This window comes from Rathayibacter sp. PhB151 (assembly GCF_004366415.1).
In the GTDB taxonomy this organism is placed as follows: Bacteria; Actinomycetota; Actinomycetes; order Actinomycetales; family Microbacteriaceae; genus Rathayibacter; species Rathayibacter festucae.
Window position 1 is genome coordinate 357,730 of sequence record NZ_SOEN01000006.1, and the last position, 20,671, is coordinate 378,400.

Below are 20,671 nucleotides of genomic sequence, written 5' to 3' on the forward strand. Positions count from 1 at the left end.
CCCGAGAACTGCGGCCACCACTGAGCCCAGAGGCGGGAAGCCCCCTCGCCCCGACTCTCGGCGCGAGAGCGCGCTTTGAGCCGTAAGCGGAATTCGCGTGCCAGCGAATTCCGCTAGGCGGACGTCGGACGCTCTGCGGAACCCGACCACCTGCGAGAGCCGACCGCGGCGCGCCGCCCCGCGGCGCGCGAGAAGGCACGCTGCGGGCCTTCCTTCAGCGGAGCTTCCCTACGGATGCGAGCGCTGCCCGCAGCAAGGCGCCGCGCCCGCCCTCCATCTCGGCGGAGACGGCGTCGGAGCAGGCCTCGTCGGGGGTCATCCAGGTCAGCTCGAGGGCGTCCTGGCGGGGGTCGCAGGTGCCGGTGACGGGGACGACGTAGGCGAGCGAGACGGCGTGCTGCCGGTCGTCGGTGAAGGGGCCCATGCCGGGCATGGGGAAGTACTCGGCGACGTGGAAGGGCAGGGGGCTGGCCGGCAGCAGCGGGAACGCCATCGGGCCGAGGTCCTTCTCGAGGTGGCGGAAGAGCGCGTCGCGGAGGGTCTCGCCGTACATCACCCGGCCGGAGACGATGGTGCGCGTGATCTGCCCCGAAGCGGTCGCCCGGAGCAGCACCCCGACCTCGGTCACCTGGCCGAGTCCGTCGACGCGGACGGGCACCGCCTCGACGTACAGCAGCGGGAGCCGACGGCGGATCTCGGCGAGTTCATCGTCGGACAGCCACCCGGAGTTGGGATCAGGGGTACGCACGCTCATAGGGCCATTCTTACCCGACGTTCATGTCAGTCCGGTTTCGGCTCGCATCCGGCGGGCTCGGCGATGATGGTCCGATGGCTATCGACGCGAACGCAGTGCTGTGGTCCTCCTCCGCGAAGGACCGGGCCGGGCGGCCCCTCCTGGTGCTCCTGCACGGCTACGGCTCGCACGAGGGCGACCTGTTCTCCCTCGGCGCCTACCTGCCACTGGAGCCGGTGCTCGCGTCGCTCCGGGCTCCGCTGGCCCTCGACGGCGGCGCGAACGCCTGGTGGCCGCTGCGGGTGCCGCTGGATCCGGACCAGCCCCGGGCCGACCCGGTCGCGGTCGAGGCGGCGGCGCAGGGCGTCCTCGACTGGCTCGACGCGCTCGAGCACGACGGTCCAGTCGGGCTGCTCGGCTTCTCGCAGGGCGCGGCGCTGGCCGTGCAGCTGCTGCGGCGCGCCCCGGGCCGGTTCGCGTTCGCGGTGGCCCTCTCGGGCTTCGTGGTGCCGCTCACCGAGGGCGACGCGGCCGACGAGGTCCTCGCCGAGCAGCGGCCGCCGGTGTTCTGGGGCCGGGGCACGCTCGACGCCGTCATCCCGCCGGAGCTGGTCGCGGCCGCGGCGGAGTGGTTCCCGGCGCACACCGCGCTCGACGCGCGGGTCTACGAGGGCGTGGCCCACGGCGTGAGCCAGGCGGAGCTCGCCGACATCGGCACCTTCGTGCGGCTGGGCTTCGCCTGACTCGGGAGCCGCCCGACGAGGTCCCGCCGGGGCGACCGCTCGTCAAGGGCTCGCCCGCGGGGCCCGCGCACGGCAATGTCGGTGGTGGCAGGGAGGATTCACGCATGCCGCACGTCCTCGATCGCTTCAGCCCCGCCACCCGGGCCTGGTTCGAGGGCGCCTTCCCCGCGCCGACGGCCGCCCAGGAGGGCGCGTGGTCGGCGATCTCGAGCGGCGCGCACGCCCTCGTCGTCGCTCCCACCGGCTCGGGCAAGACGCTGTCGGCGTTCCTCTGGGCGATCGACCGGCTCGTGCAGGGCCCGCCGCCGGAGGATCCGCAGCATCGCACCCGCGTGCTCTACGTCTCACCGCTGAAGGCGCTCGGCGTCGACGTCGAGCGCAACCTCCGCTCGCCGCTGGTCGGCGTCACGCAGACCGCGCTCCGGCTCAGCGCCGAGGGCATCGGCAGCGCGCCGTCGACGGTCACGGTCGGCGTCCGCTCCGGAGACACCCCCGCGGCCGAGCGGCGGGTGCTGCAGAAGACGCCGCCGGACATCCTGATCACCACGCCCGAGTCGCTCTACCTGATGCTCACCTCGGCAGCGCGGGAGTCGCTGCGCGGGGTCGAGACGGTCATCGTCGACGAGGTGCACGCGGTCGCCTCCACCAAGCGCGGCGCGCACCTCGCGGTCTCGCTCGAGCGGCTCGACGCGCTGCTGCCGAAGCCCGTGCAGCGCATCGGGCTCTCGGCCACGGTCCGTCCGCGCGAGGAGGTCGCGCGCTTCCTGGCCGGCCGCTCGCCCGTCACGATCGTCGCCTCCGTCTCCGAGAAGCAGTGGGACCTCAGCGTCGTCGTCCCCGTCGAGGACATGTCGGAGCTCGGCTCCACCGCCTCGCAGGACGGCTCGACCATGGGCGCCACCGGTCCGCAGAGCGGCTCGATCTGGCCGCACGTGGAGGAGTCGATCGTCGACCGGGTGCTCGCGCACACCTCCTCGATCGTCTTCGCGAACTCGCGGCGGCTGGCCGAGCGGCTGACGGCCCGGCTCAACGAGATCTACGCGGAGCGGCGGGAGGCCGAGGCCGAGCGCGCCCGCGAGGCCGGGGAGCCGGTCGCGGTCGGCGCGCTCCTCGAGGGGGTCGTCGGCGCCTCCGCCCGCCGCACTCCGGCCGCCGCCATGGGCGCCGCCGGAGCGACCAGCGGCACCGGCCAGGCCGCACCCGAGGACGAGCCGCTCCTCGCCCGCGCGCACCACGGCTCGGTCAGCAAGGAGCAGCGGGCGATCATCGAGGACGACCTCAAGTCGGGCCGGCTGCGCTGCGTGGTCGCCACCTCGAGCCTCGAGCTCGGGATCGACATGGGCGCCGTCGACCTCGTCGTGCAGGTCGAGACGCCGCCGTCGGTCGCCAGCGCGCTCCAGCGTGTCGGCCGGGCGGGACACCAGGTGGGCGAGGTCTCGCGCGGCTCGTTCTATCCGAAGCACCGGGCCGACCTGCTGCACTCCGCCGTCACCACCGAGCGGATGCGCGCCGGCCTGATCGAGGCGATCATGGTGCCGGCCAACCCGCTCGACATCCTCGCGCAGCAGACGGTCGCCGCCACGGCACTGGAATCGCTCGACGTCGACGAGTGGTTCGACACCGTCCGCCGCAGCGCCCCCTTCGTGGCCCTGCCGCGCTCGGCCTACGAGGCGACGCTCGACCTGCTGTCGGGCCGCTACCCCTCCGACCAGTTCGCGGAGCTGCGGCCCCGCGTCGTCTGGGACCGCGACGAGAACACCCTCACCGGCCGCCCCGGAGCGCAGCGCCTCGCGGTGACCAGCGGCGGGACGATCCCGGACCGCGGGCTCTTCGGCGTCTTCATGGTCGGCGAGCCCGGCTCGACCGGCAACCGGGTCGGCGAGCTCGACGAGGAGATGGTCTACGAGTCGCGCGTCGGCGACGTCTTCGCGCTCGGCGCGACCAGCTGGCGGATCCAGGAGATCACCTACGACCGCGTGATCGTCACGCCCGCGTTCGGCGAGCCCGGGCGCCTGCCGTTCTGGAAGGGCGACTCGCAGGGCCGGCCGGCCGAGCTCGGCGAGGCGATCGGCGCCTTCACCCGCGAGATCGGCGGCGCGGCCGTCGAGACCGCGCGCGAGCGCTGCACCGCCGCGGGCCTGGACGAGTACGCGACCAACAACCTGCTCTCCTTCCTCGACGAGCAGCGCCTGGCCACCGGCCGCATCCCGGACGACCGCACGCTGGTGCTCGAGCGCTTCCGCGATGAGCTCGGCGACTGGCGGCTCGTCCTGCACTCGCCCTACGGGATGCAGGTGCACTCCCCCTGGGCCCTCGCCATCGGCGCACGGGTCCGCGAGCGGCACGGGGTCGACGGCGCGGCGATGGCGGGCGACGACGGCATCGTCGTCCGGATCCCCGACACCGAGTCGGAGCCGCCCGGCGCCGAGCTCTTCCTCTTCGAGCGCGACGAGCTCGAGCAGCTGGTGACCAGCGAGGTCGGCGGCTCGGCGCTCTTCGCCGCCCGGTTCCGCGAGTGCGCGGCGCGGGCGCTGCTGCTCCCCCGCTACAACCCGGGCAAGCGCTCGCCGCTCTGGCAGCAGCGCCAGCGCGCCGCCCAGCTGCTCGACGTGGCGCGCACCTACCCGACCTTCCCGATCATCCTCGAGACGGTGCGCGAGTGCCTCCAGGACGTGTACGACCTGCCTGCCCTGCTGCGCCTCGCCGCACGGCTCGACGGGCGCGAGCTGCAGATCATGGAGGTCGAGACGCCGACGGCGAGCCCCTTCGCCCGCTCGATGCTGTTCGGCTACGTCGCCGCGTTCATGTACGAGGGCGACAGCCCGCTCGCCGAGCGCCGCGCCGCCGCGCTCTCGGTCGACGCGACGCTGCTCGGCGAGCTGCTGGGCCGCGCGGAGCTGCGCGAGCTGCTCGACCCGCTGGTGCTCGCGCAGATCGAGCGCGAGCTGCAGCGCGTCGAGCCGGAGCGGCGCCTGCGCGGGCTCGAGGGCGCCGCCGACCTGCTCCGCCTGCTCGGCCCGCTGACGATCGACGAGCTGGGCGAGCGGCTCGTCGATGAGTCGGTGACGTCGGCCGACGTCGCGAAGGCCGAGCCGATCGCGCGCGCGACGCTCGACGCGATCATCGCCGAGCTGGTCCGCGCCAAGCGCGTCCTGCCGGTCGGCCTCGCGGGCGAGCAGCGCTACGCCGCGATGGAGGACGCCTCGCGCCTGCGCGACGCCCTCGGCGTGCCGCTGCCCATCGGCGTCCCCGTCGCCTTCATCGACCCGGTGCGCGACCCGCTCGGCGACCTCGTCGCCCGCTACGCGCGCACCCACGGCCCCTTCACCGCCGTCGCCGTCGCCGAGCGGCTCGGTCTCGGCGTCGCGGTCGTCAACGACACGCTCCGCCGGCTCTCCGGCGAGCGGCGCGTCTCCGAGGGCGAGTTCCGCCCGAACGGCACCGGCTCCGAGTGGTGCGACAGCGAGGTGCTGCGGCGCCTGCGCAGCCGCTCGCTCGCGGCGCTGCGCAAGGAGGTCGAGCCGGTCGACGCCGCCGCCTACGGTCGCTTCCTGCCGGCCTGGCAGCACCTCGGCGGCTCGCTGCGCGGCATCGACGGCGTCGCTTCCGTCATCGACCAGCTCGCGGGGGCGCCGATCCCCGCGTCGGCCTGGGAGTCGCTGATCCTCCCCGCCCGGGTGCGCGACTACTCGCCCGCCATGCTCGACGAGCTGACCGCGACCGGCGAGGTCCTCTGGGCCGGCGCGGGCACCCTCCCCGGCAACGACGGCTGGGTGAGCCTGCACCTCGCCGACACCGCCGGTCTCACGCTGCCCGTCCCCGCGGCCGAGGCGGTGCCGCTCGGCGAGCTGCAGCAGGAGATCGTCGGCGTGCTCGGCTCCGGCGGCGGCTACTTCTTCCGCCAGCTCTCCGACGCGGTCGGCTCCACCGACGACAAGACTTTGGTCGAGGCGCTGTGGGAGCTGGTCTGGGCGGGCCTGCTCACGAACGACACCCTCGCTCCGCTGCGCACCCTCGTCGGCTCGACCGGCGGCGCGCACCGGCAGCCGCGCGCCCCCGCCCGCGCCAGGGCGCCCCGCGGCCGGATGACCGCACGGCCCACCATGGCGACCCGCGTCGGCCCGCCCACCGCGGGCGGCCGCTGGTCGATCGTGCCGCTGGCGGAGTCGGACGCGACGATCCGCGGGCACGCGCTCGGCGAGACGCTTCTCGAGCGCTACGGCATCGTCACCCGCGGCTCCGTCCAGGCGGAGGGGGTGCTCGGCGGCTTCGCGCTCGCCTACAAGGTGCTCAGCGGCTTCGAGCAGCAGGGCCGCGCCCGCCGCGGCTACTTCATCGAGAAGCTCGGTGCCGCGCAGTTCGGCACCGCGGGCAGCGTCGACCGGCTCCGCACCTTCGCGCCGCAGGACGAGGCCCAGCAGCGAGCGCGGCCCGTCTTCGCGCTGGCCGCGACCGACCCGGCGAACCCGTTCGGCGCGGCACTGCCGTGGCCGCAGGGCGAGGGCCACCGGCCCGGTCGCAAGGCCGGCGCCCTGGTCGCCGTCGTCGACGGCGAGCTGGCCGTCTACCTCGAGCGCGGCGGCAAGACGGCGCTCACCTTCTCCGCCGACGAGACCGTCCTCGTGGACGCGGCCGGAGCACTCGCCCAGCTGGTCCGCTCCCGCGGAGTGGAGAAGCTCACCGTCGAGAAGATCGACGGCGTCTTCGCCCTGGGCACGCCCTTCGGCGACGCCCTGACCGCCGCCGGGTTCGTCGCGAACCCACGTGGCCTGAGGCTGCGCGCGTGAGCGCCGGCCGCCCCGAGAGGAGCGCCCGTGCCCGAGGGTGACACCGTCTACCGCTCCGCTCACAACCTCGCCGACGCCCTCGACGGGCAGGTGCTGACCCGCTGCGACGTCCGGGTGCCGAAGTTCGCGACGGTCGACCTCACCGGCGAGACCATCGACTCCGTCGTCCCGCGCGGCAAGCACCTGCTGATGCGCATCGGCGACGCGGTGATCCACTCGCACCTCAAGATGGAGGGCAGCTGGCACCTCTACTCGCTGACCGGCGACCGGCCGAAGTGGCACCGCCCCGCCTTCCAGGCGCGCATCGTGCTCGAGACTCCTGAGTGGCAGGCCGTCGGCTTCGAGCTCGGCCTCCTCGAGATCGTGCCGCGCGCCGCCGAGGAGGACGTCGTCGGCTACCTCGGCCCCGATCTGCTCGGTGCGGACTGGGACGCCGACGAGGCACTGCGGCGCCTCGCCGCCGACCCGGAGCGGCCGATCGGACTGGCGCTGCTCGACCAGCGGATCATGGCCGGGCTCGGCAACGTCTACCGGGCCGAGCTCTGCTTCCTCCGCGGTGTGCTGCCCACGCGTCCCGTCGGTGAGAGCGGCGACCTCGTCCGCACCATCGCCCTCGCGAAGAAGCTGATCACCGTCAACCGCGAGCGCATCGAGCGGACGACGACGGGCAACCTCCGCCCCGGGCAGCAGCTGTGGGTCTACGGCCGCGACCGCAAGCCGTGCCGGCGCTGCGGCACCGCTATCCGCCGCGGCGAGCTCGGTGACGACGAGCTGCAGCTGCGCGTGACGTACTGGTGCCCGCGCTGCCAGACCTGACGCAGGGCGGTCCGGCGTCGAGCGGGAGCTACTCCTCGACGGCGGCCGAGCGGTGCCCGGGGACGTGCTTGATGTGCAGCGCGACGTCGCTGAGCCGCTCGATCCGGTCGACGTGGCGCGCGGCGCTCGCGTCCTCGGCGACGATCCAGCTGCCGACGAGCAGGTAGGGGTCGCGGCCGCCGGCGGTGAGCGGCCCGGTCACGGTGAAGGAGCCGATCGTCGGCGTCGAGAAGGTCACCCGCACCGGGTCTCCGTGCGCGAGGCCGTCGACCGAACGGTCGCCGTCGGCGCCCGCCTCCGGCTCGGGCGCGAGCGCGATGCTCTGGATCTCGGTCCCCGTGTTGAGGAAGACGTCGGCGACGACGAGCTCCCCGCCGACCGCCTGCCGGACGACGCCCTCGATGCCGTAGAGCCCGTAGCGCGGCGAGCGGACGAGCACCCGCACCGAGTCGCCGATCGCGACCTCGGTGAGGGCCCCGCGGATCGACGCGACGTCCCGCCGGGCGGGAGCTGCGGACAGGGCCTCGAGGATCGCACTGGACATCCCGCCAGGCTAGCCGGTCGTGCGGGGCCAGGCGGGTCTCGCCCCTGATCGACGACCGAACCTGCCCTGCCGCGATGCCATCTCGCTGAGAGATCACTGATGGAATGGTTGCCGAGATCATCTGTGGCCCGGCGAGAAGCTCACCATTCTTGATGCACACCCGACCGAGGGATGACGATCAGTTCTTGCACGACTTCACGAGGCGACGCGGAGATCTCCGGCCCGGAGACAGATCAAAGATCACTTACCCACGGCCTGTTTGCCTGTCGGATTCCATTTCTTCCCAGGAAATAGATGCTTCGCCACGATCAGCACTACCCCGATGATCTCTACGACTGTCGCGGTGATCCACGCAAGCATCACGGCTTCCGGGACATTTGCTTCCGGCAAGAAGGCCTCGATGGCGAGATAAGCCGCAAACAGCAAGAAATTGACTGCGATCATCCAGCCGGCTAGCTTCGACGACCACCCGAAGAAGCGAACTCGCATGTCGTTTTCATTCTTCGTCCGCTCGATCTTCTGCCGCTGCTTCTGCTCGACATAATCGAATGGTGCAGCAGTGCTCTCTGAGGAGACGTCGCTGGCGGCTCTGATCGACTCGAGCGTCGCAGTGTCGAAGGTCGCACTGAGATCGATGAACTCGTAGAGACCGGTCTCGCGAGGTGACTGACGATCGTCATCGACGGCGCCGTCCTCGTCGTCCACCACTATGACAGAAGACCGAGCTTGTCGAGCCGAAGGCGCATCGCCGGCACCGAGACTCGGAACTGGGCTGCCAGCCGGATCGCGTCCGCGTCGCTCCCGAAGGCACGATTCACAGCGTCAACCGGCATCAGGAGGTTCGCGGCGAATTCGTTGGCGAAGTACTCATGAATGTCCTGATTGGCTCCTCGCTTCTCCACGAAGCCAAAATCCTCATCGGGGCGCTCCTGAATCTGCGTGCGCTCGATGTAGTGCCCGATTTCGTGCGCCAACGTGAATCGCTTGCGCAACGGCGAGTGGCTCGCCTCGAGGAAGACGACTGGGTCCTCGTCTGCGGTCTTTCTGATGAAACCCGAGACACCATCCGGCAGGGAACTCTCGAAAACATGAATGCCCAGCTTCTCAGCGATCACGTGCGGGTTCACCGGGATACCAGACCCCCAGAAAGCCTGAGTCGTCGAAGTCGCAGCGTCCCTGGCAGCGTCCTTCACAAGCACCGTCACGATGGCCACCTCCTCTGCCGACGGCAGTTTACCTGAGGGCACCGGTTCGCCCGGGATGCGCGGGCGCAAATCGTAGCATCGCCGCGCCGCTTACAACGACGTCCCGGACGTGTATCACGGCATCCGGAGTACATGTCGCCAGTCGCCGACTTGCAGCGTTCTTGGAGTCGCCTCGAAGGGTGGCCGTTCCGCCGCCTGAACGTCAAGGACCGGACAGAGCCACGAAGTCCTCGAGAGATGGGCCGGAGACTGAGACGCCGTGTCGAGTTCGCACTCGAACCTGCAGGTGATGGCGCAGTCACGGCGTACGTCGATCGTACGCGACGAGGCCGAACGAGAAGGCACCTGGCGCGGGAGAGGCGGGCCGAGGGCTGTCCGCCGTGCCGATCCTGTCAGTGGGCGGGAGCGCAAGCCCGAAGAAGCTGGAGTGCGGAGACGGTGGGATTTGAACCCACGGAACCCAATAAAGGGTTCTCCACCTTAGCAGGGTGGTGCACTCGACCGGACTATGCGACGTCTCCTGAGCGCTCGCCAGGCGAACGCACGACGACCACTATAACCGCACCCGGGAGCCGGGCGTGACACCCGGCGCGGCGGCGCTACTGCTCGTCGAGGGTGCGGCCGACGGTGCAGGTCTGCTGGTCGGCGGTCTGGCCGGAGACGTCGCTCGGGAGGGCGACCGCGGTCTCGCCCGGAGCCGGCGTCCCCGGGTCGGTCGTCGCGGCCGGGTCGGCGGTCGCCGCCGGATCCGCGGTCGCCGCGGGATCGGTCGCGGCGGGCGTCGACCCGTCGGCCGACTCCGAGCCGCCGCCGGTGGTGCCGGTGAGGGCGATCGGCTGGTCGGCCAGGAGCGCGGCGTTCAGCGTCGCCGACGCCTCCTCGCTCGGGGAGACGCCGTCGCCGTCGATGAAGGTCGGGTACTGCACGAAGACGACGCTGGCGAGGTCCACGTCCTTCACCGCGAGGCCGATCGAGACCAGCGTGTTGACGTTCTCGAGCGACGTGGAGAGCTGCATGTTCGACACGGCCGCCTTGCCGAGGCCGTAGAGGGCGACGGGGTTCGAGAGCGTCGAGGCGTCCTTCACCTTGCGCACCAGCGACGACAGGTACACCTGCTGGCTGGAGATGCGGGTGAGGTCGCTGCCGTCGCCGACGCCGTGCCGGGTGCGCAGGAACGCGAGCGCCTCCGCGCCGACGAGCGTGTGGGTGCCGGCGCTGAGGTTCAGGCCGGTGTACTCGTCCTCGATCGGGGTGGCGACGCAGACGTCGACCCCGCCCACCGCGTTCGACATCTCGATCACGCCGTCGAACTGGATGAGGGCGGCGTAGGGGATGTCGAGGCCGGTGAGCTGCTCGACGGTCTGCACGGTGCAGGCGAGCCCGCCGTAGCTGAGCGACGTGTTGATCTTGGCGGAGCGGAGCGCGTCCGAGACGGTGCCCGTCGCCGGGTCGGTGCAGGACGGGATCGGCACGTACATGTCCCGGGGGAAGCTGATCACCTCGACCGTCGAGTGGTCCTCCGAGATGTGCATCAGCATCGTGACGTCGTTGAGGTTCTCCGAGCGGTCGCCGTACGCGCCCGCCGCGGAGCCCTCCGCGCTGTCGCTGCCCGCGAGCAGGATGTTGACGCCGCCCTCGATCGCGCCGATCTCCGGGATCGCGGAGCCGGCGTCGGTCGAGCCGACGCCGAGGTCGACGGAGGGCCGCGCGCTGCCCGCGATCATCGACAGGGCGATCACCACGATCGAGATCGTGCTGAGCACGCCGACGCCGACGCAGGCCGCGAGGATCCGCCCGGCGAACCGGAGCCCGCTGCGCGGACGCAGCCGCCCGTGACGGGCCGCTGTCCGGCGCGAGACGACGGGGTCGGTCATCGGATCCGCCTCCGGCGTCAGCCGAAGAACCCGACCGAGCAGGTCTGCTGATCGGCGGGCTGGCCGGTGATGGCCTCCGGCAGCTCGACCGGTGCGCCGGCCGCGGGCGTCCCGGGCGCGGCGGTGGCGCCGGGAGTCGCCTCAGCGGTCGCGAGCGGATCGGTCGTGGCGGGGCCGGCGGCGGGGGCCTCGGTCGCCGCAGGGGCCGCGGGCTCACCCGTGGTCGTCGCGCCGGCACCGGTGCCGCCGGTGAGGGCGATCGGCTGGTCGGTCTGCAGGGCAGTGGCGAGCACGTCGCCGGCCGTGCGGTCGGGGACGACGCCGCCGGACACCGAGCCGGTCGGGTACTGGGCGAACACCACGTTCGCGATGTCGACGTCCTTCAGCGCGAGGCCCATCTGCACGAGGGTGTTCACGTTGTTCAGCTCGTCCGAGAGCGTCATGTTGCCCAGGGCGGCCTTGGCGAGTCCGTAGAGCGCGACGGGGTTGAGCAGCGTGTCTGCGCTCTTGACCTGGCGGACCAGCGAGGAGAGGAAGACCTGCTGGTTGCTGATCCGGGTCAGGTCGCTGCCGTCGCCGATGCCGTGCCGGCTGCGGAGGAACTGCAGCGCGGCCATGCCCTCGAGCGAGTGCACGCCCGGCTCGAGATAGGTGTTGGTGTACGGGTCGGCGATCTCGGTCGCGACGCAGACGTCGACTCCGCCGATCGCGTTCGACATCTCGATGACGCCGTTGAACTGCACGACCGCGCCGTAGTCGACCCGGACGCCGAGCAGCTCCTCCGCGACGCCGGCGACGCAGCCGAGGCTGACGTCCTTGCCCATCGCCTCGTTGATCTTGGTGTCGTAGCGGGCGGGGATGGTCTCCCCCGTCACCGCGTTCACGCAGGACGGGATGTCGACGTACATGTCGCGGGGGAAGCTGACGACGGTCGCGTTGCTGTGGTCGGCCGAGACGTGCATCAGCATGTTGACGTCGTTCAGGACGCTGGTCTCCTCGTCCGGGTCGCCGTAGGCGTCGCCCTGACCCTGGCGCGAATCGCTGCCGACGACGAGGACGTTGAAGCCGCCCTCGAGGGCGCCGATCTCGGGGACCGAGCCGGCCGCGACCTCGGAGCCCGCCGCGATCGGGTGCAGGCTGACGGACGGCTGGGCGGACTGCACGAGCAGCGTCGCGGCGATCGCGACGATCGAGATCGAGGCGACGATGCCCACTCCCGAGACGGTCGCAGCGGCCTTGACGAGGGTCCGCGGCAGGCTGTGGCGCTTCTGCCGTCCGTGCCGGACGTGGGGTCGCGGCGTGCGCGCCGACTCGTCCGCGGCGGAGTGGTCCGTCGAAGGGCGCGTCGTGCGCATCCGTCTCCCGTTCGTCTGTGGGCTGGGGCTGGTGGGGCTGGGGTGTGGAGCTGAGGGGCGGGCCTGGGACCCGCGGGCGCGGAGGAGGGGACTCCCACCGCGTCGGGACATAGTACCCAGAGCGCTCCGGAAAGCCATCCGTTGCCCGGAATCCGCGCCGGAGGGCAGGGGCGGCCGCGCCACACGGCCACCCGCCCCGCGCTCAGCCCTGCTGCTCGACGACGCTGATCGCCCAGACGACCCCGAAGCGGTCGGTGAGCATGCCGAAGCCGGCCGACCAGGCCGACGCCGCGAGCGGCTCGACGACGCTCGCTCCGTCGGCGAGCGCGTCCCAGTGGCCGGTCGCCTCCCCGAGCGTCGCGGCCTGCAGCGCCAGGAAGAAGGGACGGTCGGTGATCGTCGTGCCGTTCTCGCGGCGCGTGGCTCCCGCCTGCAGGGCCGCCTCGCTCGAGGGGACGTCGTACGCCATCACGGTGAAGCCGCCCGCGCCGACGACCTGGCCGTGGACGACGCGATCGGTGTCGGGCAGGCCCGGCGGCATCCCGAAGTCGCCGTATGTGCAAACGACGGCCTGTCCGCCGAAGACAGCGGCGTAGTACTCGAGGGCGGCGCGGGCCTCTCCGGTGAAGTTGAGGTGGGCGACGACTGCTGCGGTCATGGTGTGCTCCTTCGCTGCGCGGTGGTTGGGCCGCGGTTCTCCCCGTTCCTCCGGGGCTGACACCACGATCTCGTCGGTACCGGCCAGGGAACGTCCGCTTCGCGCAGGAGGATCGTTCCATGCCCTCCTCCTCGTCGCCCTCCACCTCCAAGCGGCTGCTCGCCCTCCTGTCGCTGCTGCAGTCGAGCCGCGACTGGTCCGCTCCGGTGCTGGCGGAGCGGCTGGAGGTGAGCGAGCGCACCGTCCGGCGCGACGTCGAGCGACTGCGCGAGCTCGACTACGTGATCGAGACCACGCGCGGCCCCGACGGCGGCTACCGCCTGGCCGCCGGCACGGAACTGCCGCCGCTGCTCTTCAACGACGAGCAGGCCGTCGTGATCGCCCTGGCGCTGCGGACCGCCGGCGCCCTCGGCACCGACCTCGACGAGGCGGCCGAGCGGGCGCTCCGGACCATGAGGCGCCTGCTGCCCAGCCGGCTGGCCCACCGGGTCGACGGACTCGCGGCGAGCGCCGGCACCGCCTCCCGCCCGGCCAAGGCGCGCGCCGACGCCGGGGTGCTGCTGCGGATCGGCGACGCGATCCGCGACGCGCTGACCCTGCGGTTCGACTACGACTCGCCCGCAGGACCGACCGACGCCGTGCGCGCCACCGAGCCGCACCACCTCGTCCTCGCCTGGGGCCGCTGGTACCTGATCGGCTGGACCCCCGAGCGCGACGACTGGCGCACCTACCGGGTCGACCGGATCCGGCTCCGCAGCCACAACGGTGCCGCCTTCACTCCGCGGAACGTGCCCGGCGGTGACCCCGCGGCGTTCCTCTCCGCCCGCTTCACGGGCTCGACCGGAGCGGACACCTGGCCCTGCCGGGGCTCGGCGACGCTCGACGCCGACGCCGCGCAGGTCGCGCCCTACCTCGGCGACGGAACGCTGACCGTCGAGCCGGACGGCCGCTGCCGCATCCGCATCGGCTCCTGGTCCTGGCCCGGCGTCGCCGCGTCGATCGCCCGCTTCGACGTGCCGATCAGCGGCGTCGAGCCGATCGAGCTCCGCGCGGCGTTCGCCCGCCTGGCCGCGCGAGCATTGGACGCCGCGCGCTCGGGCGATCACACCGGCTGATCGACGCGCCGAAGCGCCCGGCTCAGGGCCGCAGCGTCTGCCGGAGGAACCGCACCTGATCCTCGAGGCTGGCCTGCGACACGGCGGCGTCCGGCACCAGCTGATCGAAGACGTGGTACGTGCCGGCCCAGAGCCGCAGATCGACGGGGACCCGGTCCTCGAGGAGCCGCGCTCCGAATCGGAGAGCCTCGTCGCGCAGGGGATCGAGCTCTGCGGCCAGGAGATAGGTCTCGGGCAGTCCGAGCAGCGACTCCCGTCGCGCCGGTGCCGCGTACTCGTCGGCGGGCGCACCGGCGAGGTAGAGCCGCCACATGACCGCGGCGTTGCGGTTGTCCCAGACCGGCGTGGCGTCGAACTCCCGCATCGACGTGCTGTGCAGGCGGTCGTCCAGCACGGGGAACAGCAGCAGCTGCGCCCGCGGCACCCGCTCGCCCTCGTCGAGGGCGAGCATGCTCACTCCCGCCGCCAGTGCCCCGCCCGCGCTGACGCCGGCGACCGCGATCCGGGCGGGATCGATCCCGAGCTCGGCCGCTCGCTCGATCATCCACCGGAGCACCGCCCGGCAGTCGCGGAGGCCGTGCGGATACGCGTGCTCCGGCGCGAGTCGGTAGTCGACCGAGACGACGAGGCAGCCCGCGTCCCCCGCGTAGCGCAGGCACCGGGCGTTCTCGGAGAGGGTGTCCCCCGCGACGAAGGCGCCGCCGTGCAGGAAGAGCAGGGCGGAACCGACCGACGCCGACGGGCGATAGAGCCGGAGGCCGATGTCGTGTCCGTCGAGGCGCACCGAGCGCGACTCGATCGCGACGGACCCGCCGAACACCATCTCGGCGGACGACGGCTGCATCGTCGACGAGCCCATCAGTCGCCGGGTGCCCTCGACGTCGTTCAGATCGGGCCGGAGCATCAGCTCGGTGGCGGCGGCGAGCTCAGCGTCCACGGCGACCACCGCCTGCCGCGCCCAGGGCGCTCACGCCTCGTCCGGCTCCGCCTCGGCGATGCGCAGCAGCTGCAGCGCGAGCCACGCGTCGTTGCGCTGCACGGCGTCGAACACGTCGATCCCCAGCTTCGCGCCCACGTTCTTCAGCCGGTGCCCCAGAGAGCTGTGGTGCAGCAGGAGCTCCGTCGCCGCCGCGCGGACGTTCGCGTGGCGGCAGTACGCGTCCAGGGCGAGGATCTCGCCCAGACCGATGGGCGTCCGCACCAGGAGCCGCATCCGCTGCACGAGCTCGGAGCCGGCGGCCTCCGCCGGGGAGACCCGGGCGAGGCAGCGCAGCGAGCCGAGCGCGTCGTACGCGAGCGCGCGCGGACCGAGCACCGGCGAGCACAGCCGCAGCGTGCGCAGCGCGGAGAGGTAGGAGTCCCGCGGCGAGAGCGCCGAGGCCGTCGCGCCGACGGCGACGGTCTCGGCACCCACGGGGAGCGTGCCCGGACGTGTCCAGGGACCGTGCAGCAGCACCGCGTGCGCCGTCCCGAAGCGCACGGGAGCGGTGCAGCGGTGCTCCGGCCCGCACCACTCCCGCCAGCCGCGCGGATCCGAGAGCGGTCCGCTCGCGCCCCGGGCGAGGACGACGCGCACGCGCCAGTCCGGCCGGAAGCCCAGCCGCCGGAGCGCCTCCTCCCGGTGCTCCGTGATCGAGGGCAGCGCCTCGATGAGCATCCGCAGCGGCTCGCCGTCGCCCAGCCGGGCCGCGTCGGCTTGCCGGATCAGGATCGTGGCCGCCGTCAGGGACATGCGCTCGAGGATCAGCTGCGCCATGTCCGGGTCGCTGCTCGCGGGCGCCACCCAGACCAGGCCGGCGTCCGCCGTGCCCCCGCCGATCGCCGTGCTGATAGCCCCGGTCGGCGGATCGTGCGGCCTCGCGCGTCCGAGGCTGTCGAAGCCGCAGCCGCCGCCCGGACCGGCGAACCCCGCCTCGGTCCCGATCAGCATCGCCGTCGAGCGCACCAGCTCGTCGATCCCGGCCCGGAACTGCTGGAGCTTGTCGAAGAAGCTGACGACGCGCAGCGCGTCCGCACCGCTCTCGCCGCCCTCGGACAGCCGCCGGAGAAGACCCTCCATGCGTCACAGCCTCACTCGTCATCGCGTGCTCGCAACCGGTCGATCGCCAGGGCGAGCACCAGCACGGTCCCCGTCGCGATGCCCTGCCAGTAGGACGATACATTCAGGATCACGAGGCCGTTGCTCAGCGTCGAGAGGAAGACGATGCCGAGCGCCGTGCGCGGAATGCTGCCGCGGCCGCCGAAGAGCGAGGTCCCGCCGAGCACGACCGCGGCGAAGATGTCGAACTCGGCGCCCTGGCCGTTGTTCGCCGATCCGGAGCCGAGCCGTCCCGCGAGGAGCACGCCGGCCACCGCTGAGAGCGCCCCGGCGACCACGAAGACCTGCATCGCGTGCAGGTTCACCCGCAGACCCGCGACCCTCGAGGCCCGCCCGGACGACCCGATCGCGTAGGAGCGCAGCCCCCAGGTCGTCGTGCGCATCACGAGCCACGCGACGACGTAGAGGACGGTCACGAGCACCACCGCGACCGGGAGCGGACCGATCGACCCGGTGCCGACCCAGAGCAGGAGGTCGAAGCCCTCCACGACCGGCGCCGCGATCGACTGCCCGCTGGTCCAGACCTGAGCGGCACCGCGCACCACCAGCGCCACCGCGAGCGTCGAGATGAACCCCGGGATCCGGAGGCTCTCGGTCAGGACGCCGTTGACGAGGCCGAGCAGGGCCCCGAGCGCGATCGCCCCGAGGACGGCGACGAGCGGCGGCAGCCCGGCCTGCAGGAGCGAGACGCAGGTGATCCCGGACGCCGCGATCAGCGCGCCCTGGCTGATGTCGAGCCGACCGGCGATCAGGATGATCGTCGCGCCGATCGCCGCGACGCCGAGCACCGCCGACTGCCGCAGCACGACGAAGAGGTTGTCCACGGTGAAGAACGTCGTCGAGCTGACGGCGAAGACGACGATCATCACGGCCAGCGCCACCGGGAGGACGATCGTGGCGAGGCGCTCCTGGTCGAACCCGCGGCGCGGAGCGCGGGCCACTCCGGGAACGGGCGTGTCGAGGCGGGTCATGCCACGCCTCCGGTCGCTGCGGACATGAGTTCTCCTTCGGTGGCGGTGGTCGCCGGGAGCTCCCGGACGACGGCGCCGTTGCGGACGACGACGATCCGGTCGCAGGCGGCGCGCAGCTCGGCGATCTCCGAGCTGATGAGCAGGACGGCGACGCCCTGCGCGGTGAGGTCCCAGACCGTGTCGATGAGATCGGCCTTGGCCCGGACGTCGATGCCGTGGGTGGGCTCGTCGAGGACGAGCAGGGACAGGTCCTCGGCGAGCAGGCGCCCGACGAGGACCTTCTGCTGATTGCCGCCGGAGAGCGAGCGGATGTCGAGGGCGTCGCTCGCGGCCTTGATCCGCAGCCGGGACGTCATCTCGGCGACGAGGGCGGTCACCGCGCGCCGGTCGAAGACCCCGCCTCGAGCGACGTTCCGCGGCGCCCGGACGATCATGTTCCGCCGCACGCTGAGGTGCGGCAGGATCCCCTCGCTGCGGCGGTCCTCGGAGAGGTACGCGACACCGCGGGCGAAGCCGGCGGCGGCGGAGCGGGGACGGTAGGGCCGGCCGGCCAGCTGCATCGAGCCGGAGTGCAGGGCCTCCAGCCCGGCGATCGAGCGGCCGATCGACGACTTGCCCGCGCCGACGAGCCCGAAGACGCCCAGCACCTCGCCCCGCCGGATCGCGAGGTCGACGGGCGGGCGTCCCTTGACCACCAGAGCACTGCCGACGAAGGCGGGCTCGCCGAAGACGGCCGCTCGCTCGACCCGGGTGACCGCGGCGGAGCCGGGCACCATGGCGTCGACCACCTGCGGCAGCACGGCGGCGGTGGCGCCGAACTCGCCGGCGACGCGCCCGTCCCGCAGCACGACGATGCTGTCGCAGAGCTGGACGACCTCGTCGAGCCGGTGCGAGATGAAGACGACGCCGACGCCCTCGTCGCTGAGCGAGCGCATCACGCGGAAGAGGCGAGCCGCCTCGAACGGCGTGAGCGAGGACGTCGGCTCGTCCAGGAGCAGGACGGATCCGGCGCTGCGCAGCGCGCGGGCGGCCGCGATCAGCTGGCGGTCGCCGATCGACACGTCGCGCACCAGGGTGTCGACGTCGTTCTCGAGCCCCATCCTGCGCAGCAGCGCGCGAGCGGCCTCGCGCATCCGCCGCCGATCGAGCCGCAGCAGCCGCTGGAACACCCGCTCGTCGCCGAGGAAGAGGTTCTCGGCGATCGTGAGATCGGGAACGAGATCCAGCTCCTGGCGCACCACGCCGATGCCCTTCTGCTGCGCCTCCCGAGGGCTGGAGAACGAGACGGGCTCCCCGTTCACCCGCAGCTCGCCCGAATCGGGTGGCAGCTGGCCGGTGAGGATGTTGATCAGGGTGGACTTGCCCGCCCCGTTGGCGCCGGCCAGTCCGAGGATCCGGCCCGCGCGCACCGTGAGATCGACGCCGGTGAGGGCCGCGACCCCGCCGAAGGACTTGCTCACTCCGCGGACGGTGAGGACGGGGGCGCTGCCCTGCGGTGCCGTCATCCGAGGGAGTCCAGGATCCCCTGGGCGTTCTCCGCCGTCACGAGTTCGACGGGCACGATCTGCTCGCGCTCCACGTCGCCGCCCGAGGAGAGCTCGAGGACCGCTCGGGCGATGATCTCGCCCTGCTGGACCGGGAAGAGTCCCACCGTCGAGACGACCTCCCCGGACAGGACGCCCTGGAGGATCCGCGCGTCCTCGCCGCCCGTGACGATCGCCACGTCCTCGCCGGGGGTGCGTCCCGAGGCCTTGACCGCGGAGAGCGCCCCGAGCGCGCTGGAGTCGTTCAGGCCGACGATCAGGTCGAGATCGGGGTGCGCCTGCAGGACGGTCGAGGTCTGCGCGTTGCCGGTGTCCTCCTGATACGCCTCGACCTCGCTGACGAGCGTCCACTCCCACTCCCCGAGCGCCGCGTCGAGCCCCGCGATCACGCCCTCGTGCCGGGCGATCAGCGGTGCACCGCCCGAGTCCTGGTGCAGGATCGCGACGGTGGGCTTCTCGTCCGTGCGATTCGCCGCGAGCCAGCCGCCGGCGCTCTCGCCCTCGAGCTCGCCGAAGGCGCGGTCGTCGAGGTTGAAGACGACGTCCGCCTCGGGGATGTCGGTCGCGAGGCCGATGACGAGGACGTCCTGCCCCGCCAGGCGGCGTGCCACCGGCGAGATCGCCTTCGGGTCCGTCGGGCACACGATCACCGCCTTGGCGCCGGCGGCGACGAGGTTCTCGATGCCGGAGACCTGCTCGCCGGACTCGCCGTCGGGGTCGGAGGTGACGACGTCGATGCCGCAGTCGCCGAGGACGCTCTGCAGTCCCTTCTCGACCAGCGGGAAGTAGCCGCCCGAATTGGAGTACGGCGAGTAGCCGACGCGGGTGAGCCCGACGCCGTCGCACTCGGCCAGGCGCTCGCCGGCCGGGGGTGACGAGGTCGCGCTCTGACAGCCGGTCAGCGGCAGCAGCACCACCGCGGCCGCGGCCAGTGCCGACGTCAGGCGGCGGGATCTCGTGGTGGGTCCGTGGACGTGCATCGTGTCTCCTTCGACAGGCAGTGCGGGTGGGGCGACTCCCCGCGAGGGGATCGACGCCACCGGCCACTCTGCCGACGCAGCGGCCCGGAGTCATCCGGACGGCGACGCGCATCTGCCCGCCATCTGGCGGATGGCAGCGCCACCACGGACGGCCCCGGCGGCCGGATGACCGAGCGCGGATCCCGGTCATCCGTTCATCGGAGGGGTGGGCCCGACGCTGACCGGCGCAGAGTCGAGGAGACGCCTCGGGGATCGTCCCGGGCGCGACGCGCACCGAGTGAAGGAGAAGAGACCATGAACGAGAAGCACCTGACGGACGTTCGGGACCTGCCGATGACCGTGTTCGAGGTGGCGGACCAGGGCGGGGTCGTCGAGTCCCTCACCGCCGGTCACGGCATGAAGGAGCTCGCCGACTCCAACTGCGTCTGCTACATCTGCTGCGGCGGCCCCGCCGCCTGAGCGCCGAGTGCGCGCCGGTCGCCCCCTCGGCACGGCTCGCGAGCACGCGTCCCTCCGCGTGCCGCACCGGGCTCCCGTCCCGCTTCACGCAGGACGGGAGCCCTCTGCTGTCCGCGGCGACGCCGGAGGGGCAGCCCACCGGCCCTCCGGCGAGACCGTCTCGGCGACCGCCGCCGCGTACTCGGCGTGCCGGTCGTGGGCCGGCTGCCCGAAGGACCGCTGCAGGACCGTGCCGAGGAGCCGGGCGCAGTCGCCGTCCCTATCCGCATCGCCGGCCCCCTCCGGCCGGAGGACGAAGCCGCCGACGACCGCGCCGACCGCCAGCCGACCGGACTCCGAGCGCGCGTCGCCGAGGACGAGGTGGTGCCGGCTGAGTGCTGCGAGGTAGCCCGGGTCGGAGAGGCGGGAGACGAGGGAGAGCCCGAGCCGGTCGGGCGCTCCGGGCCGGGCGCCGCGCGAGCCGAGGACCGCGGTGTCTCCGCGGTTGTAGGCGCCGAGCAGCGGCACCGCCATGGTCCCGTGGTAGAGCATCGCCGCGGTGAGGCCGAACGCGACCAGCTCCGGCCGGCGCAGGAGGGCCGCCCCGAGCTCGGCGTCGATCCGGCCCGCCTCGCGGACGAGGACCGCGTCGAGGAGCTCGTCCTTGCTGCTCCAGTGCAGGTAGAGCGTGCCCTTGCCGACGTGCGCGGCGTCGGCCACGTCCTGCATGCAGACCTTGCGGTAGCCCCAGCGGAGGACGAGATCGCGCATGGCGTCGAGGATGCGCTCCCGCCGCCGCGGGTCGGCGGT

18 protein-coding genes and 1 tRNA gene are annotated in these 20,671 nt (G+C 72.7%); 5 read left to right on the forward strand and 14 right to left on the reverse strand.

Translation table 11 applies throughout. From position 1 onward, the window contains the following. Window positions 1-214: 214 nt before the first annotated feature. Window positions 215-754, reverse strand: coding sequence for an NUDIX hydrolase family protein (locus EDF35_RS02365; protein ID WP_123445016.1), 540 nt, complete (start codon window positions 752-754; stop codon window positions 215-217). Between the two features lie 74 nt (window positions 755-828). Between EDF35_RS02365 and EDF35_RS02370 the strand changes: the two genes are divergently transcribed. The 3 genes from EDF35_RS02370 to EDF35_RS02380 all read left to right on the forward strand — a co-directional run bounded on the left by EDF35_RS02370 (window position 829) and on the right by EDF35_RS02380 (window position 7,079). Then, a complete protein-coding gene (locus tag EDF35_RS02370; protein WP_133960610.1) occupies window positions 829-1,476 on the forward strand; it encodes an alpha/beta hydrolase-fold protein in 648 nt (215 codons plus the stop codon). A 104-nt stretch (window positions 1,477-1,580) separates the two neighbouring features. Further along, window positions 1,581-6,263 (forward strand): ATP-dependent helicase, encoded by a 4,683-nt coding sequence (locus EDF35_RS02375; RefSeq protein ID WP_133960611.1) that lies wholly within the window; start codon window positions 1,581-1,583, stop codon window positions 6,261-6,263. 27 nt (window positions 6,264-6,290) lie between these two features. Beyond that, complete coding sequence (locus tag EDF35_RS02380) at window positions 6,291-7,079, forward strand: DNA-formamidopyrimidine glycosylase family protein (RefSeq protein ID WP_123733495.1); 789 nt, start codon at window positions 6,291-6,293, stop codon at window positions 7,077-7,079. A 28-nt stretch (window positions 7,080-7,107) separates the two neighbouring features. Here the strand turns inward: EDF35_RS02380 and EDF35_RS02385 are convergent, their stop codons facing one another. The 7 genes from EDF35_RS02385 to EDF35_RS02415 all read right to left on the reverse strand — a co-directional run bounded on the left by EDF35_RS02385 (window position 7,108) and on the right by EDF35_RS02415 (window position 12,715). Then, window positions 7,108-7,623: a hypothetical protein gene (locus EDF35_RS02385; protein WP_123733494.1), complete on the reverse strand. Its 516-nt coding sequence runs from the start codon at window positions 7,621-7,623 to the stop codon at window positions 7,108-7,110. A 240-nt stretch (window positions 7,624-7,863) separates the two neighbouring features. Next, on the reverse strand, window positions 7,864-8,328 hold the full coding sequence (locus tag EDF35_RS02390; RefSeq protein ID WP_133960612.1) for a hypothetical protein: 465 nt from the start codon (window positions 8,326-8,328) through the stop codon (window positions 7,864-7,866). Between the two features lie 2 nt (window positions 8,329-8,330). Continuing rightward, window positions 8,331-8,837, reverse strand: a complete 507-nt coding sequence (locus EDF35_RS02395) for an ImmA/IrrE family metallo-endopeptidase (RefSeq protein ID WP_166673981.1) — start codon at window positions 8,835-8,837, stop codon at window positions 8,331-8,333. A gap of 421 nt (window positions 8,838-9,258) precedes the next feature. Then, a tRNA-Ser gene (locus EDF35_RS02400) sits at window positions 9,259-9,349 on the reverse strand. Window positions 9,350-9,427: 78 nt separating this feature from the next. Next, window positions 9,428-10,702: an LCP family protein gene (locus EDF35_RS02405; protein WP_133960614.1), complete on the reverse strand. Its 1,275-nt coding sequence runs from the start codon at window positions 10,700-10,702 to the stop codon at window positions 9,428-9,430. 17 nt (window positions 10,703-10,719) lie between these two features. Next, the gene (locus EDF35_RS02410; protein ID WP_123702055.1) at window positions 10,720-12,057 is read right to left on the reverse strand and encodes an LCP family protein; all 1,338 of its coding nucleotides are present in this window, start codon (window positions 12,055-12,057) and stop codon (window positions 10,720-10,722) included. 202 nt (window positions 12,058-12,259) lie between these two features. Continuing rightward, entirely contained in the window at window positions 12,260-12,715 is a 456-nt protein-coding gene (locus EDF35_RS02415) for a VOC family protein (RefSeq protein WP_133960615.1), read from the reverse strand. Window positions 12,716-12,834: 119 nt separating this feature from the next. On the opposite strand from EDF35_RS02415, the gene EDF35_RS02420 reads away from it, so the two are divergent. Further along, entirely contained in the window at window positions 12,835-13,830 is a 996-nt protein-coding gene (locus EDF35_RS02420; protein ID WP_133960616.1) for a WYL domain-containing protein, read from the forward strand. A 22-nt stretch (window positions 13,831-13,852) separates the two neighbouring features. Here the strand turns inward: EDF35_RS02420 and EDF35_RS02425 are convergent, their stop codons facing one another. Genes EDF35_RS02425 through EDF35_RS02445 form a run of 5 tightly spaced genes read right to left on the reverse strand, consistent with a single transcriptional unit; the run spans window position 13,853 to window position 19,423 of the window. Continuing rightward, on the reverse strand, window positions 13,853-14,767 hold the full coding sequence (locus tag EDF35_RS02425; RefSeq protein ID WP_133960617.1) for an alpha/beta hydrolase: 915 nt from the start codon (window positions 14,765-14,767) through the stop codon (window positions 13,853-13,855). Window positions 14,768-14,797: 30 nt separating this feature from the next. After that, window positions 14,798-15,889, reverse strand: coding sequence for a helix-turn-helix domain-containing protein (locus EDF35_RS02430; protein WP_133960618.1), 1,092 nt, complete (start codon window positions 15,887-15,889; stop codon window positions 14,798-14,800). Window positions 15,890-15,900: 11 nt separating this feature from the next. Further along, on the reverse strand, window positions 15,901-16,899 hold the full coding sequence (locus EDF35_RS02435; protein ID WP_123733488.1) for an ABC transporter permease: 999 nt from the start codon (window positions 16,897-16,899) through the stop codon (window positions 15,901-15,903). Beyond that, window positions 16,896-18,404 (reverse strand): sugar ABC transporter ATP-binding protein, encoded by a 1,509-nt coding sequence (locus EDF35_RS02440; RefSeq protein ID WP_133960619.1) that lies wholly within the window; start codon window positions 18,402-18,404, stop codon window positions 16,896-16,898. The genes EDF35_RS02435 and EDF35_RS02440 overlap by 4 nt, the downstream gene beginning before the upstream one ends. Then, window positions 18,401-19,423 (reverse strand): sugar ABC transporter substrate-binding protein, encoded by a 1,023-nt coding sequence (locus tag EDF35_RS02445; RefSeq protein ID WP_133960620.1) that lies wholly within the window; start codon window positions 19,421-19,423, stop codon window positions 18,401-18,403. The genes EDF35_RS02440 and EDF35_RS02445 overlap by 4 nt, the downstream gene beginning before the upstream one ends. A gap of 294 nt (window positions 19,424-19,717) precedes the next feature. On the opposite strand from EDF35_RS02445, the gene EDF35_RS02450 reads away from it, so the two are divergent. Further along, the gene (locus EDF35_RS02450; RefSeq protein WP_123445007.1) at window positions 19,718-19,882 is read left to right on the forward strand and encodes a thiomuracin/GE37468 family thiazolyl RiPP peptide; all 165 of its coding nucleotides are present in this window, start codon (window positions 19,718-19,720) and stop codon (window positions 19,880-19,882) included. An 84-nt stretch (window positions 19,883-19,966) separates the two neighbouring features. Here EDF35_RS02450 and EDF35_RS02455 read toward each other — a convergent pair whose 3' ends face one another. Beyond that, a complete protein-coding gene (locus EDF35_RS02455; protein WP_123733551.1) occupies window positions 19,967-20,632 on the reverse strand; it encodes a TetR/AcrR family transcriptional regulator in 666 nt (221 codons plus the stop codon). Between the last annotated feature and the right edge of the window lie 39 nt (window positions 20,633-20,671).